Genomic DNA, 13,591 nt, shown 5'->3' on the forward strand with positions numbered 1-13,591 from the left:
GTCCAAGGCTCTGACTTTTTCGCAAACTAGCCCTACTTCTCAGGTAAACAATACACAACTGCGCCAGTTCCAGCCCAACTATGATTTCTAAATATGAGATCATAATCGATTAAATGACGCTTTAAATACTCCAACGTTTCATAAATCCCCTGCTCATTATGATATACTGTCAACATAATGATCGGTCTATTTTTTTGAATAGTAGCCAACCCACCTTTGACAATATCTAACTCGCTTCCTTCTGTATGTATTTTTATAATTGTTGGTTCTAAGTTAAAAGAATCAAGCATGCGCGGTGTTCTGATGTCACCTATTGTGTCTATGCATGACGCATAATTATGACCTTGGGAAAAAGTGATATCCTTGGAGTTTGACCAGAGAACATCCTCAAACACTTCAAACTTGCTGATTGGATTTACTTCCTTTGTCAGATGCGCGCGCAGGAGAGTTCTGTTTTTCTCATCCGGCTCAAAGCAAATTATTCGTTTCAAGTCCTGTTTTAGATGCTTATTAAATCGAATAGAGACGGAACCAATATGCGCACCAATATCAACCAAAACCTGTGAGCTTGAGAGATGTTCTATGACTTCATCAATCATAAAACGATTGCCAACGTTCACACCATGATCTTTGAAAAGCCATTCTTCGCGCGCAAAACGCCAAGCAATAAATGAGAGATAATGCGCAACGGATTTTGTGTCTTTCAAATAGCTAATCGTCTTGTAGAGACGATTTTTATCAAAATTTTCTGGATTGGCGAGCCATCCGTTTTGCAACGGGTAATTGCATCTCATTTGCTCAGCAAAATCATAGAAGGTCATAACATTTTTAAAGCCCAAATCGTTCAAATACTTAAATATATCTGCCAAAGAAACAGTGACAACACACACAAGGATTAACGTCTTTTCTTTGTCGAGACTTTGTAAATATTCGAGTGGCTGAACCTTTTCACTCTGCCAAAAAGCATCACACGACACATTCTCATAATTGGCATCAACGTATGCTGATATTTGAAATTTCTCGACATCGCAAAACTCACGACACATCCGTCCAAGGTCTCCACAACCATAGGCGACAATATTCTTATCTGAGAGAATATCACTAAGATTGTTTCGTGGTACGATCATATCCAGAAAGTCAGTAATACGACCTCTGACATCTGCTAATTCAAAAGTACGAAAATTATACAACCTTGTTGATCCTATTATCCGAGACAAGCTTAGTCGAAATAATAAATAAAGGAGCCCAGATCGCGGGTTACTCCCTCTCTAATTATCAAAATATCCTACCTTATTCAGATTATCCAATATCTTTTGTTTGTGAGGATCCAGATTATCGGGAAGACCATGAGACATCTGGCCACAATCGCCACAAATTGGATGTTTTTTCCGTTTACCATCGAGGAACATCTTTTGGTAGTTTTTCATTTTTTTCGATTGCCAAACGTCAACAACGCTCTCTTTGTTTATGTCACCAATAATAAGGTCGCGTGACCAATCTAAAAAACATAAACTCACAATTCCATCTGAATTTATTGACATTGAATAAAACGGATAGGGACAAACATCGACTTCCTTAATCGGTTGTCCATATATTCCAAACTCTTGATTGACCATGTCATCTATTTCAAAATTTGGCCAACATGACATAACGTGTTCGATATAAATCTTATCGCAATGATTGCCGAAAGTGTCTAAAAATAGCTGTTTTTCATCATCATTTAAATGATCACCACTAATCTTAACCAGTACTTCGCAATCCCCACTAATGGAATCAAAATAGCTAACATTTTCGACAATTCGCTCAAATTCCGCTTTCACGTTTGAGAATTCTTTATAGTGCTCGCTATTCACGCCATAAATGGAGATATTGACACGATCCAAGCCTGCATCTGCCAGAACTTCAGCCTTTTTAGGAACCAATAATGATGCATTGGTTGTCGTATCAATTCTATTTACAGCTTTTTCCTTTTTTGCGAGCTTTACCATATCGGTAAACCGCTTGTTGATTAGCGGCTCACCATCTTTATAAAGACGTAAAACTTCGACCTTTTTAGGAAAATTTTTAATATCATCGACAATTTTTTCAAATAATTCGAACGACATCTGTTTCCAAGGTCGACCCACGTCTTTCATTAAAGATCTATCTGATGTTGGACAGAATTTGCACTTAAAATTACATGCATCAGAAGGATCAACAAACAAAGTCAAGGGCGTATCAAGAGGTATAACCGCCTCAAGAGCTGTTCTATTATTTAAATCAATTCTAGGCTCTATCTTTGCCTTCATATGAATATCTCTCACGTTTTTCGTAGCAAAAATGCATCAGAAGCCGCTGAAATTCCAATTTTTGCTCGCAGCGCCTTATTATCCTCAAAGCTCATTTCACCCTCATCTAAACTCTCCAAATATTCGAGCATAGCGGTCTTCGGATTATTGCCCCTACCCCAGGGGCGATTTTGTTCGACCAATTTATTTGCTTCGTCCGACAAGTCCTCAAGACCAGAATCCCAGACAACAAGATAACAATCTTTTGAAACCAACGGAGCATATGCTTTTAACTCTTGCAGAACATGATCATGCGTATGATTACTATCCAATAAAACCATTACCCGATTGTAATCCTTTGATAGTGTTCCAATTGCATTTATCACATCATCATCGATTGAAGACCCTTCGACCAAGGTCCAATATTTTTCCAGCTGGTGGGCTTCCATTGCCCGTTTATTATGCTCCCTGATATCTATATCAATACCAACCACATGCCGCTTCTTTCTAACTGTGAACTCGGCTTGGTTAGAAGAATTCTCCATAGCGTCAAGCATATCTAATTGGGCCATAAGTGACGCGGAAAGCACAATTGATCCCCCATGAGCTATCCCACATTCGATAATAAGATCTGGCCGTGTTTGCCATACCATGTTTTGCACAGCATATATGTCTTGGGGTAGCTGAATTATGGGGCGACCAAACCATTCAAAATTGTAATGATAATTTTTACTCAGGAGATATTCTAAATGGGTCTGGTTCGTTTTAAAATAAGAACCATCACTCAACATATTAGATATGTTTTCATCAACAAATTTCTCGTGCTCTGTCTTAGCGCCCATAATTTACTCCTAGTACTGTCTCACCTTGCGAAAAATACTGCTCAAAATGTGCTCGTGAGCCTTTGCTCGGTATATTTTTGTTTTCGCTTGTCTCCTGATGGTTGCCAAACGCTTCGTGCCACTCCATTGGAGATCCACCAAAGGCTTCTTGCATTTCAAACAATCCAGGTGTCTGTGCACCCAAACTATCAGTGTAAACTTGCGCCAATTGATCTACACTTAGTTTGACCGAGTAATTATGTTCTGAAAATCTCTTTAATAGATTTGAGTAATGCTCCACAAGTGCGTCATCTTTAATTAACTTGTAAAATGATTGAACCAAGCACCCCTCAGACTTATGGCACAAAAAACTTGAATGCTCCTTCATAATTTCAACTTCCGCCGGATTAGAGAGTAATAAAGGAACGCATCCCTGAGACATCGCTTCCTTGATAATATTTTCACCCGTCCCATAGTGCTCTTCATTTAACGGATATATTAGAAATTTTGATCGGCTGAAATAATCTCTCACATTATTTACATGACCGTGAAAAACTACATTATCTGAAGAGATTTTATCCTGGATTAACTGCCGATCTCGACCATCGCCGAGTATGTTTACTTCTGTTTGCGATAGTGTTGCAGCTTGCAGAATTATGTTTGTAAATTCAGCATGCAACTTTCGATAATCTAACTGCCCTGCATACACAAAATCATACTCGCGATTATGCTCCGTACTTTCGTCATTATTTTCAGCAAAAACAAAACCACTGTTTACGACCGGGTTTCTTGTTCTATATTCCGCATTGGAAATTTCTGATGTGAAGATTATTTTATTATCTGAGTTCAAAAAGTTTAATGGAAAGCGGATATCGCCTAAACCAGATATGTGACACCAAAATATCCGTCTTAACCTGATATTCTTAGAATAATTTAAAAAGTGAAGCATCGCTGGATGGTTCCAGAACTCACACTGTATAATATCGAAAGTTTGCAAATATTGCTCGGTATCATTTTGATAATTCACAATCCTGATTTTGTGTTTCTGAGAAATCACATCATAGAAGCTTCTATCAACTGGCGATTCTAACAGCAAAAATTCACGATTTACTTCATCAAATTTTACTTGGGAGATCGTAGATAAGCAGCGGCCAACTCCGCCGCCTAAATGAGGCGTCACATGAAGTACTTTTAGCTTAGACAAATCGTTCACCAGCCAAATTATTTCGTGCTGTAGATTCATCTGAAAACTTGAAATATTTTCTGGCAAATGCTTCTCCAGCAATTTCGGTTGCTACTTCACGGATAGTTTTTGCTGTGCCTGAACATACATTAAATGCTCCCTGTTTTTCGCCTGCTGTTATATTGACTAGATCTTGGGCGATTTTTATGATGTGTGAGAGATCAATTATCTGATTTGAAGCGGTAAACTCATATTGTTCATTATGAAGTATACATCTATTTATCGTGGGTATTAGTTTTTTAGGATGCTCTTGGTTTCCAAAAACATGGAACATTCTAGACCACGCAAATTTAATTTGGTTCTTTTCCAAAATCTGTTTAAGGCCAATATAGGTTGCAATTTTGGCTGCTGCATAGTTACTGTTAGCACCCAATTCAGATCTAATATTTTTAGGCAACGGACTTGATTTGTATTCCAAACACGTTCCAATACCGTTAAAATGCTTAACTTTACGATTGTCCGCAACTGACGCAAGTCTCATAGAAGCAGAAACCCAATCGAAATTTTCTTCGCCGGTCAGATATTTATCTCTGTCAACAAACCAAGCACAATGTATGATATGCGAATGAGCATTAACGATATCCGATAATTCAGATGTTCTTCCTTCAAGCAGATCAAATTCAACGCAATTTTCTGCAAAAGATTTCCGTGTGATTGTATTGTGCGCCAACTGCATTTCGTTCAACACATCGCGAACCGCAGTTCCGACATATCCGCTTCCGCCTGTCACTAATATCATCTTAGTTTTCACCTCAGAAAAGATCGGGTGTTTCGAAAAATGAAAATACTTTCTATAGTATCCCTATCTTTTTTTGATTTACTATAAGATGATACAACCTCATCAAAATTAGTTATATCGCATTCTAGTATCATATTCAAAACTGACTGATATTACCCAAAGAATATAAAAACTGGCCAGTTATAAAAAGAAAGAGTCGGTCATCAAATTGTTGTTAGTTAGATATTCAATCCATGACTTTAGTGATTGAATAATAACGCCTGAATATAGGAAAGATGGTCACCAAACAAACCCAAGCCTCTATCAAGAGATATCCCGTCCAATAAATTCGGTGAAGGCACTATTCATATCATTAAACTTCCTTCCAACGGTCTTTCCAAACAGAACGATTTATTCTATGTCTCCACAGGTTCCTATCTTTTTCATCTTGAATTCGTTGAAAATTATTCTTGGAATTTTCGACATATTCTTTGAGCCCTGTATCCGCCCTCCTGAAAGCTATAGAGGGTTGCGATGTTCCCGGAGAATGCCCCGCTTGCATATATCGCATATCAATGCTCCATCTGCAATTTTTTGATAAATTTGGCAGCGAACGGTGTGGCGTCAAATGCGTGAACATTATGACATCTCCGCGTTTCACCTCACATATTTCAGTTTTAAATTTACTCGCAACCGATTTTTCTATTTCCAAGTACCATGATACATTTTCAAGTTCCATATATTCTTCAGCAACGTGACGCTTCTCACCATTCAGGTGTTCGCCTACAGCTATCTCCATGCAACCATTATTTAGGTTAGCATCCATCAAAGGTACCCAACATGTAACTTGCGGGACCATCCGAGCACCGTCTGCCAGATAAGAGCTATCCTGATGCCAAGGAACCACAAACAAATCCAATTCCGGCGGCTTAGGCCGAACTGCAAAAAATGGATGCCCGTCAATATCTTTTCCAAGAATAAGCTCAACTATATCCAGGATTTTTTTTGATGACCAAAAATTAAAAATATTTGATCCTATGATATTAGAATGGATAAAAATTAATGAAGCGCCTGGGTGATTTCTTTCCAACTCCATCATCTTGCTGTCCAGAGATATCGTCTGGTCAGAGAACTTTACTTTGAGATACGCTGCAAGCTCGTCAATTCGTTTCTGAAGGTCACGCTCTACCAGGTTGATTTCCTCATCAGAAAATAGGCCCCTAATTACCAGAAATCCTGAACTATTGAAGTCAGTCAAATTCTCAGGCGTTAGCATTTAGTAAATCCTTCTAATCCAATGTTGCGAACAAAATAGTATCTGTGCAACCTCTTGATTGATGCCTTAATCGAAGTTTGTACTCGGGCACCAATTGCAGTATCAATTCAGCAATTCGAACAAAATCCTCAACCTTGTGATACAGGCAAATAGCAAGTTTTGGCTTATGTTTTTTAATTAGCCTAGCGGCGCCCACAAGAGCATCATATTCTCCGCCTTCAATGTCCATTTTTATAACAGAAACTTCCTCATTATTGATAGCATTGTCTAATTTAACAACTGATACGGAAATCAGCTCTTTGTCTTTATTGGAGCCATTTTTGACTAAAGTCGAATAAACCCCATTTGCTTTAAAACTAATGTTCCCATTCTCATTCGATACACCCCGCGGGATAACTTCAATTTTCCCATTCTGATCATCAGAAATTTCATTCAGACTTGACAGTCTCGAGGGATCAGGTTCAAATGCAAATACTTTTTCATATCCTTTATTGGCAGCGCCTAAAAACAACTCAATTGTATCCCCATCGAAAGCTCCACAGTCTATGTATATAGTGTCAGGCATTGGCTGTAGAAGACTTTTAAACAAATACCAATCCTCATTTCCTGTGAAAGCATCATCAAAGTCTTCTCGCTTTCCACTCATATGGGCCTTAATAACTTTAAAATATGTCTCCTTAGAAGCATCATCTTCCAACCGTTCATAAACCTTGGAAAAGCGTGGTAATTGCGCTTTAAAGAAAGCATTAAACTCGCCCTTCTCAAAGTAATGGGCGCAATCAAGGTCTACATCGCATAGTTGGTGTTCATCTAAAATCTTGCTAAGGAGTGAATTAATTTCCCAAAAGTACTGTGGGCTAGATATTAAGAAACGCGCATTAGGGAATCTACGACTGGCTTCTTCGACAGACATGATAGGGTAAGTGTCCTCATATTTTCCACCTTGTTTCTTCTCATCTGAATCGCAGATTGCAAGGACTGAAAACCCATATCTTTCCAATTTTTCCAGAATAGAGGGCAGTGCAAACCCTGCGCCATGAAGTATAATATTTGGGCTGTTTTTTGAACTATCCAGGAACTTATCAATGTCACTTTCTTTTTTCGCTAATTTTTCCAACATGTTCCAACATCTTAACCCTCGCTTTACGCGAGATACTGTTTCTATTGTCATACTCACCTATACGAGAATAATGACGCAATGATTCTAAGGTGTTTTACAAGCACCTTCACGCAATATCCACACAAGTTGCACTGTGATAGTGCTCTACTAGAATTAACAAAGAGAATGACTTCAAGCTGTATTTGGTTGATAAGAGTTAAACTTTGAGAAAAGCTCTCTTTTAACTAAAAAACCTTGTATAAGCCTACTTAGACGATTGTTGTCTTTACGAGATAACTATTAGTCTTCGGGTAGAATGAAGCCCGCGGAACCATTGATAATAGGAAGAAAAATGAGTCGTTGTAAATGTTGTTCCAACAAAATCAAAAAACTGTCCAATTTCCAAAAAATGGACTTTGACGGATCCATTTTCAACCATGAATCTGAAGTATATTTTTGTGAGAATTGCGGTTACTTAGAGACACGGTCTCCTTATTTAGATTCTGATAATGCTGACCACTATGCAAATCATGTACTTTATAATTCAATGAGTGGCATAGGCGTTGGCGGTGATACGACTGAAGATCGCTTCAGATACAACCAGTATCTAAAACTGCTCGATCTCGAACAAGCTACATTAGTAGACATTGGTTGTTCTCGTGGTGGATTTTTGAAGCATATAGAGCGCGAAATTAAACCTCTGTCTACTAAACTATTTGGAGTAGATATCGATATTCGTTCCATGACAGTTGGCGAAACTGATTCAATCCAATTTATGGAAGGTAACGTTCATTCCCTCCCGTTGGCAGACAGCTCTGTGGACATATTAACGTATTTTCATGTTTTTGAACACATACGTGATCTTGATGGACTAATTAACGAAGCCCGCCGAGTTTTAAAAGAAAATGGCAGCTTAGTAATAGAAGTCCCTAACGCAGTTAAATATAATGATGCAAATACCTATGTGGGTGTCGGTTTTTGGCTATATATGCAAGAACACCTCAGCCACTTCTGTACAAGTTCACTCACCGCACTACTTGCACGTAATGGGTTTGAAGTTGAAAACTCATTTGAATGTGACATGCCAATCAAAAACAAATCTCGCTACCCTAGTTTGATAATAAAGGCAAAACTTGGACGACAAGAATCAATTAAAACTACTACAAGAAATTCTGCTGACGATCTTGAAATGTTTGTAGATCAAGAATTAGCTAAGTCTGAATCTCTTGCAAAGAATTGCCTCGAATTGGACGGACCAATCACGTTCTGGGGAATAAGCTTGGAGTTCTTTAACGTCTATTCTAATATGAAAAAAATTGGGAAAAATTGTCCGCCTGTAAGATTAATTGATAATAATCAATCAAAGCAAAAATGCACCGTTCAAGATATCATCGTTGAAAAGCCGAATAAAGTTCCAACAAATGGAACGTTGGTTATCTCCAGTTATATTACTTTTGAAACCATTAAGGCAGAAGCCTTAAAGTTGGGGTGGAAGGACAGTCAAATATTTTACCTCCACTCATTAAACAACTAGCTTGAATCGAGTTTGGAAATCAAAATTTTGACATGCCATAACAGCCGAGATCGCTTGCTACACCATGCCTGACGCTTGAGAGTCTAGTTACGATCTTAGGATTTAATTCTCTATTGTTAGTCTCGGGACTGCTACAATAAATTTTCCATCCCAACCTTTTATAGACGAAAATAAATTTTTGATCTCATTTTTGATGTTCCACGGAAATATGACCACCCTGTCCGGCTTAAGACTTATAAGCTCTTCGAATGACACGATCGGAACGTGATTACCGGGCATATACATCCCCTGTTTTGCGGGGTTGTTATCTGCTACACAAGAAATGAGCTCGGTATTCACTCCAGCAAAATTCATCAATGTATTCCCTTTGGCCGCAGCTCCAAAAGCAACAACTTTCAGTCCTTCAGATTTACATTTGATAAGATAATTCTTAAAATCGTTGGCCACGCCATAGGCCTTAATTTGAAAACCTTCATAAGTATTATAACTGGTTAAACCTTGATCCACTTCTGATTCAAGGAGATTATCAACCGAACAACGCACTTTATGATAATTCACATCACTTCTCTGTGCAAAAACACGTAAACTACCGCCATGAAACGGGAGGGTTTCCACATCAAAAATGTTTAAACCATTTACTTCAAGTATCCTTTTCACCGCCTGCAATGAAAGATAAGAATAATGCTCATGATAAACTGTATCAAATTGATTGTGTTTGAGCATCTCTAGCAAATGAGGGAATTCAAACGTTGCTACACCATTTGGTTTAAGCAAGGCGGCAAACCCTCGCACGAAATCATTAATGTTCGGTACATGAGCCAATACATTATTGGCAACCATTAGATCTGCTTGTCGAGATCCCTTGGATAGTTGAACCCCAAGCGCCTCTCCAAAGAAATCTTCAATAATTTCGATACCCTTTTCGCGCGCCGCATTTGCTGTACTTACCGTGGGCTCAACCCCATAGCATGGAATATTCTTTTTCTTCGCGTACTGAAGTAGATAACCATCATTTGCAGCAATCTCAACGATCTGGCTATCTTTACCCAACTTAAATCGTTCTTGCATTTCAATGATATACTTCTCGGCATGAGAAAGCCATGATTTGGAAAAAGAACTAAAGTAAGCATAGTCTTTTGAAAAGAAGACCTCTCTTGGCGCAACGTCACGTGTTTGAACCAACCAGCAATTTGGGCAAACATCTATCACAAGCGGGTAGGTATCCTGCTCGACAGATAGTTCGCTTTCATGAAGGTAAGAATTTGATGGAGGCGCCCTGCCTAAATCTAAAAAAGGAAGAAGTTCTTCGGCGTTGCAATGTCTACAACTCATACAATAACGCCTTTAAAATGACTATCGATACGTGTCAGATCATTATCTTTCTGCGAGAGATTTATCGGTGGAAGCGGCCATTCAATATTAATTCTACTGTCCAATATATGTATTCCATCTTCAACTCTGGGATCATAAGCCGCAGAATGACAATATATCATTCTAACTCTATCAGTTAGCGTTTGAAAACCATGTGCACAACCCCTAGGAATTAACAACGCCTTATTGTTCGCCTCGCCAAGCTCACAAGAAAAATAATGCAAATAAGTCGGGGAATTAACTCTCAGATCGACCGCGACATCGAATATCCGGCCATGAATACAGGAAACAAGTTTCATCTCTGAGGATGGTTCTCTTTGAAAGTGCAATCCCCTCACCGTACCTTTATGGTGAGTCATTGTTTCATTTATCTGAGCAATTTCTCCGTGCCATTGAACTTCTAACAACTCATCCTTACAGAACAATCGGCTTAGAAAACCACGTTCATCTGATACCTTAGTTCGAGTGATGACTTTAACACCTGAAATGCTAGTATCCTCGGCAACAAAGCGTCCCATGGACTTAACCTTAAACTATTCCCAATTTTTCCAGGGAGGGTTACCACTTTGCCACAATTCTTCCAATAGGTTTTTCTCTCGTATCGTATCCATGGGCTGCCAAAACCCATCGTGGCGAAATGCGTGCAATTCTCCATCTCTCGCAAGACTTACGAGAGGCTCACCCTCCCAGCTTGTAGTATCGTCCTCAATACGATCAAGACATTTGGGAGATAGTACGAAAAAGCCACCATTGATTAAACCAGATTCCGATGCCGGTTTTTCAATGAAGTCATCGACTTTTGAACCATTTATTTTCAGTGCGCCGAACCTGCCAGGCGGCGTGACCGCAAGAATAGTTGCCAATTTTTTGTGTTTGTTATGAAATTTTATTGATGCACTAATGTCCACATCTGTTAAACCATCGCCATAAGTAAAGCAAAATGCATCTTCGTCCTTAAGGTATTGCTGTACTCGCTTTAGGCGACCACCGGTCATCGTACCTTCGCCTGTATCAACCAGTGTAACACGCCAACTTTCGGCATACTGTCTATGAAATTCAATCTGATTATTTGCATGATCGAATGTTATATCTGACATGTGCAGACTGTAGTTGGCAAAGTACTCCTTGATCATGTAGCCCTTAAAGCCACAGCAAATTATGAAGTCGGTAATCCCATGAGCATAATAACATTTCATAATATGCCATAGAATTGGTTTACCTCCGAGCTCAACCATTGGCTTGGGTCTTAAATAAGTTTCTTCCGCAAGACGCGATCCATAGCCACCGGCTAAAATTACAGCTTTCATATTAAGCGGCTTTCTTCAAAGGCTTCAGCTGTTTTAAAATAAATTCTACTGAAGGCATAATACATTGAAGAGCATCATACGCCTCCCCTGGAGTTTTCACACCATTTAATTCAGAGTCCAAATAAATTTTACCTTTGTGAAACCCTTGAAATGAATGAAATTCGCTTCCTTCTTTTTTGTCAAAAACTGGATTAAAATGTTTAAGATAACGTCCAGCTTTCCACTTCCTTATGGCTTTGGCATAAGCTTTTCTTCTCAAATTAAATTCTTCCAAATTTCCCGCAGACTGGCAATCATTTGCACACGCCATTACAAAATTCTTCTCCCACCCGACAACTTCGAGTTCATACTCTTGAATAACCCACAGGATGGCTGAGCCAACTACCGCTGTTAAGCCAAGATAATCCGGAAATGGAAATCCTTTAGGTTGATACATATCCTGATTAGAATTTTTAACTTCTTTGTGAAATGTGTCGACTACCGTTTTCACCAGTTTTGGGTCTATGATTGCTGCGGAGTTTGAAGCAGCACACGCACCCATGATTGACATGGGACGCTGGCATAACACCATCTGCTTCGCAACAAGAATTGTTTTACAGATGCACTCATAATCGACCACCTGATGCTGGAAATACTTTCCACCAAATGTGTCTTTAATTGTTTCAAGCAATTCTCTCTTGAGCGCACAATGGTAAATCCCATAATTACATATTGGACGGTCGGTTGCACCTTTCCAGTAAAACATCCTTTGCAACATCTCGGCCTGAGATTGGACGTGAATACCTGTTTCCACTGACAAGGCCATTTTGGAATCTTTTGGTCGAATATCCGGCCAGATATAATTCATTGACATCCAACTTAGTGCATCTACATCGGGAACCGTTTCTTGAATGCCTGAAATTAGAACCGTTAGTTCTGGATCGATGTAATCATCATCACCAATGAAAGACACCCACTCACCGGATGTGTATTCTATTAAACGATCCCAATTTTCCACCATGGAGAAAACACGTTCACCGGGTGGTACAAGTTTAAACCGTTTATCATCGAACGTCTCGAAGAATGCCGCAAGTGGCTCAGGATCATCTGAGTTGTCGCCAACGATCACTTCAAAATCTTGAACATCAGATTTTGCAATACTCCTGATTGTTTCGATGCAATATTTCTGACGATTTCGCGAAGGGATGCAAACGGATAGCTTTACCATTCTAGGACCTTTAGTTCTTAAACAGATATATATATATTGCTAAACTATCTACTTAAACTGTCCTGAAGCTTGATGCACGACAAGTGCACACCACAATGTTTTTACTTCAAAAACTGAAATCAAATACTACTTTCAATGACTTATGCCATTGGTCTTAAATTATCGATCATGCCAACAATAAAAGCTCATATTTTAGCAGTATTTTATCTTTTACAATCCATACATACCTGTTGTAGTAGTTGCTCACGAGACTTCTTTTAATTCTAGTGTATCGAGTGGAGGAATAGTGCAATTAGATAATTTTGACCGCAGGATACTTGCAGCTTTGCAGGAAGATGGGAGTCTCACCAATTATGCGCTATCAGAAATGATTAACTTGCCGCTTGTTGACACAACAGAGCGACGCTCGAAGCTCGAACATGAGGGCGTTATTGACAAGTATCATGCTGTGGTCAATCGGACAGCCTCGGGCTTTGATGTTTTTGCATTTATTGCGGTGACGTTGCTTAATCATGATCGACGCAGCGCTGAGAGATTTAATGAGTTCTTGCGCAGATCGCCTCAAGTTTTAGAAGCACATGCACTTACCGAAGACATTGATATTATCGTGAAAGTAGCTGTATCAAATCTGGAAGAACTATCGAGTCTTGTAAGTGATCAGATCGAAAAACACGATTCCGTACGGAGTGCAAAAGCGCTAATGTCACTTGAGACAATCAAAGAAACGCTTGCACTACCATTATAACCA

13 protein-coding genes are annotated in these 13,591 nt (G+C 39.1%); 2 read left to right on the top strand and 11 right to left on the bottom strand.

Going from position 1 to position 13,591, the window contains the following annotated elements; all coding sequences use genetic code 11:
* Positions 1-32 precede the first annotated feature (32 nt).
* The 7 genes from G3W54_RS15220 to G3W54_RS15250 form a co-directional block, all read right to left on the bottom strand.
* On the bottom strand, positions 33-1,190 hold the full coding sequence (locus tag G3W54_RS15220) for an FkbM family methyltransferase (protein ID WP_162654125.1): 1,158 nt from the start codon (positions 1,188-1,190) through the stop codon (positions 33-35).
* A 78-nt stretch (positions 1,191-1,268) separates the two neighbouring features.
* The gene (locus G3W54_RS15225; RefSeq protein ID WP_162654126.1) at positions 1,269-2,288 is read right to left on the bottom strand and encodes a radical SAM protein; all 1,020 of its coding nucleotides are present in this window, start codon (positions 2,286-2,288) and stop codon (positions 1,269-1,271) included.
* An 11-nt stretch (positions 2,289-2,299) separates the two neighbouring features.
* A complete protein-coding gene (locus G3W54_RS15230) occupies positions 2,300-3,109 on the bottom strand; it encodes a CmcI family methyltransferase (RefSeq protein ID WP_197742878.1) in 810 nt (269 codons plus the stop codon).
* Positions 3,099-4,358 (bottom strand): glycosyltransferase, encoded by a 1,260-nt coding sequence (locus tag G3W54_RS15235; protein WP_162654127.1) that lies wholly within the window; start codon positions 4,356-4,358, stop codon positions 3,099-3,101. The genes G3W54_RS15230 and G3W54_RS15235 overlap by 11 nt, the downstream gene beginning before the upstream one ends.
* Entirely contained in the window at positions 4,285-5,070 is a 786-nt protein-coding gene (locus G3W54_RS15240) for an NAD-dependent epimerase/dehydratase family protein (protein WP_162654128.1), read from the bottom strand. The genes G3W54_RS15235 and G3W54_RS15240 overlap by 74 nt, the downstream gene beginning before the upstream one ends.
* Before the next feature lie 352 nt (positions 5,071-5,422).
* Positions 5,423-6,325, bottom strand: a complete 903-nt coding sequence (locus G3W54_RS15245) for a phytanoyl-CoA dioxygenase family protein (protein WP_162654129.1) — start codon at positions 6,323-6,325, stop codon at positions 5,423-5,425.
* Positions 6,326-6,338: 13 nt separating this feature from the next.
* The gene (locus G3W54_RS15250) at positions 6,339-7,445 is read right to left on the bottom strand and encodes an FkbM family methyltransferase (protein ID WP_162654130.1); all 1,107 of its coding nucleotides are present in this window, start codon (positions 7,443-7,445) and stop codon (positions 6,339-6,341) included.
* Positions 7,446-7,776: 331 nt separating this feature from the next.
* Between G3W54_RS15250 and G3W54_RS15255 the strand changes: the two genes are divergently transcribed.
* Positions 7,777-8,958: a class I SAM-dependent methyltransferase gene (locus G3W54_RS15255; RefSeq protein ID WP_162654131.1), complete on the top strand. Its 1,182-nt coding sequence runs from the start codon at positions 7,777-7,779 to the stop codon at positions 8,956-8,958.
* Between the two features lie 102 nt (positions 8,959-9,060).
* Here the strand turns inward: G3W54_RS15255 and G3W54_RS15260 are convergent, their stop codons facing one another.
* The 4 genes from G3W54_RS15260 to G3W54_RS15275 are packed head-to-tail and all read right to left on the bottom strand — an operon-like array spanning position 9,061 to position 12,843.
* The gene (locus G3W54_RS15260) at positions 9,061-10,290 is read right to left on the bottom strand and encodes a class I SAM-dependent methyltransferase (RefSeq protein WP_162654132.1); all 1,230 of its coding nucleotides are present in this window, start codon (positions 10,288-10,290) and stop codon (positions 9,061-9,063) included.
* The gene (locus G3W54_RS15265) at positions 10,287-10,847 is read right to left on the bottom strand and encodes a dTDP-4-dehydrorhamnose 3,5-epimerase family protein (protein ID WP_162654133.1); all 561 of its coding nucleotides are present in this window, start codon (positions 10,845-10,847) and stop codon (positions 10,287-10,289) included. The genes G3W54_RS15260 and G3W54_RS15265 overlap by 4 nt, the downstream gene beginning before the upstream one ends.
* Positions 10,848-10,862: 15 nt before the next feature.
* The gene (rfbF, locus tag G3W54_RS15270; protein ID WP_162654134.1) at positions 10,863-11,636 is read right to left on the bottom strand and encodes a glucose-1-phosphate cytidylyltransferase; all 774 of its coding nucleotides are present in this window, start codon (positions 11,634-11,636) and stop codon (positions 10,863-10,865) included.
* A 1-nt stretch (position 11,637) separates the two neighbouring features.
* A complete protein-coding gene (locus G3W54_RS15275) occupies positions 11,638-12,843 on the bottom strand; it encodes a glycosyltransferase family A protein (RefSeq protein WP_162654135.1) in 1,206 nt (401 codons plus the stop codon).
* 286 nt (positions 12,844-13,129) lie between these two features.
* Between G3W54_RS15275 and G3W54_RS15280 the strand changes: the two genes are divergently transcribed.
* Entirely contained in the window at positions 13,130-13,588 is a 459-nt protein-coding gene (locus G3W54_RS15280; RefSeq protein WP_162654136.1) for an Lrp/AsnC family transcriptional regulator, read from the top strand.
* Positions 13,589-13,591: the final 3 nt, after the last annotated feature.

Source organism: Lentilitoribacter sp. Alg239-R112, assembly GCF_900537175.1.
Lineage (GTDB): Bacteria > Pseudomonadota > Alphaproteobacteria > Rhizobiales > Rhizobiaceae > Lentilitoribacter.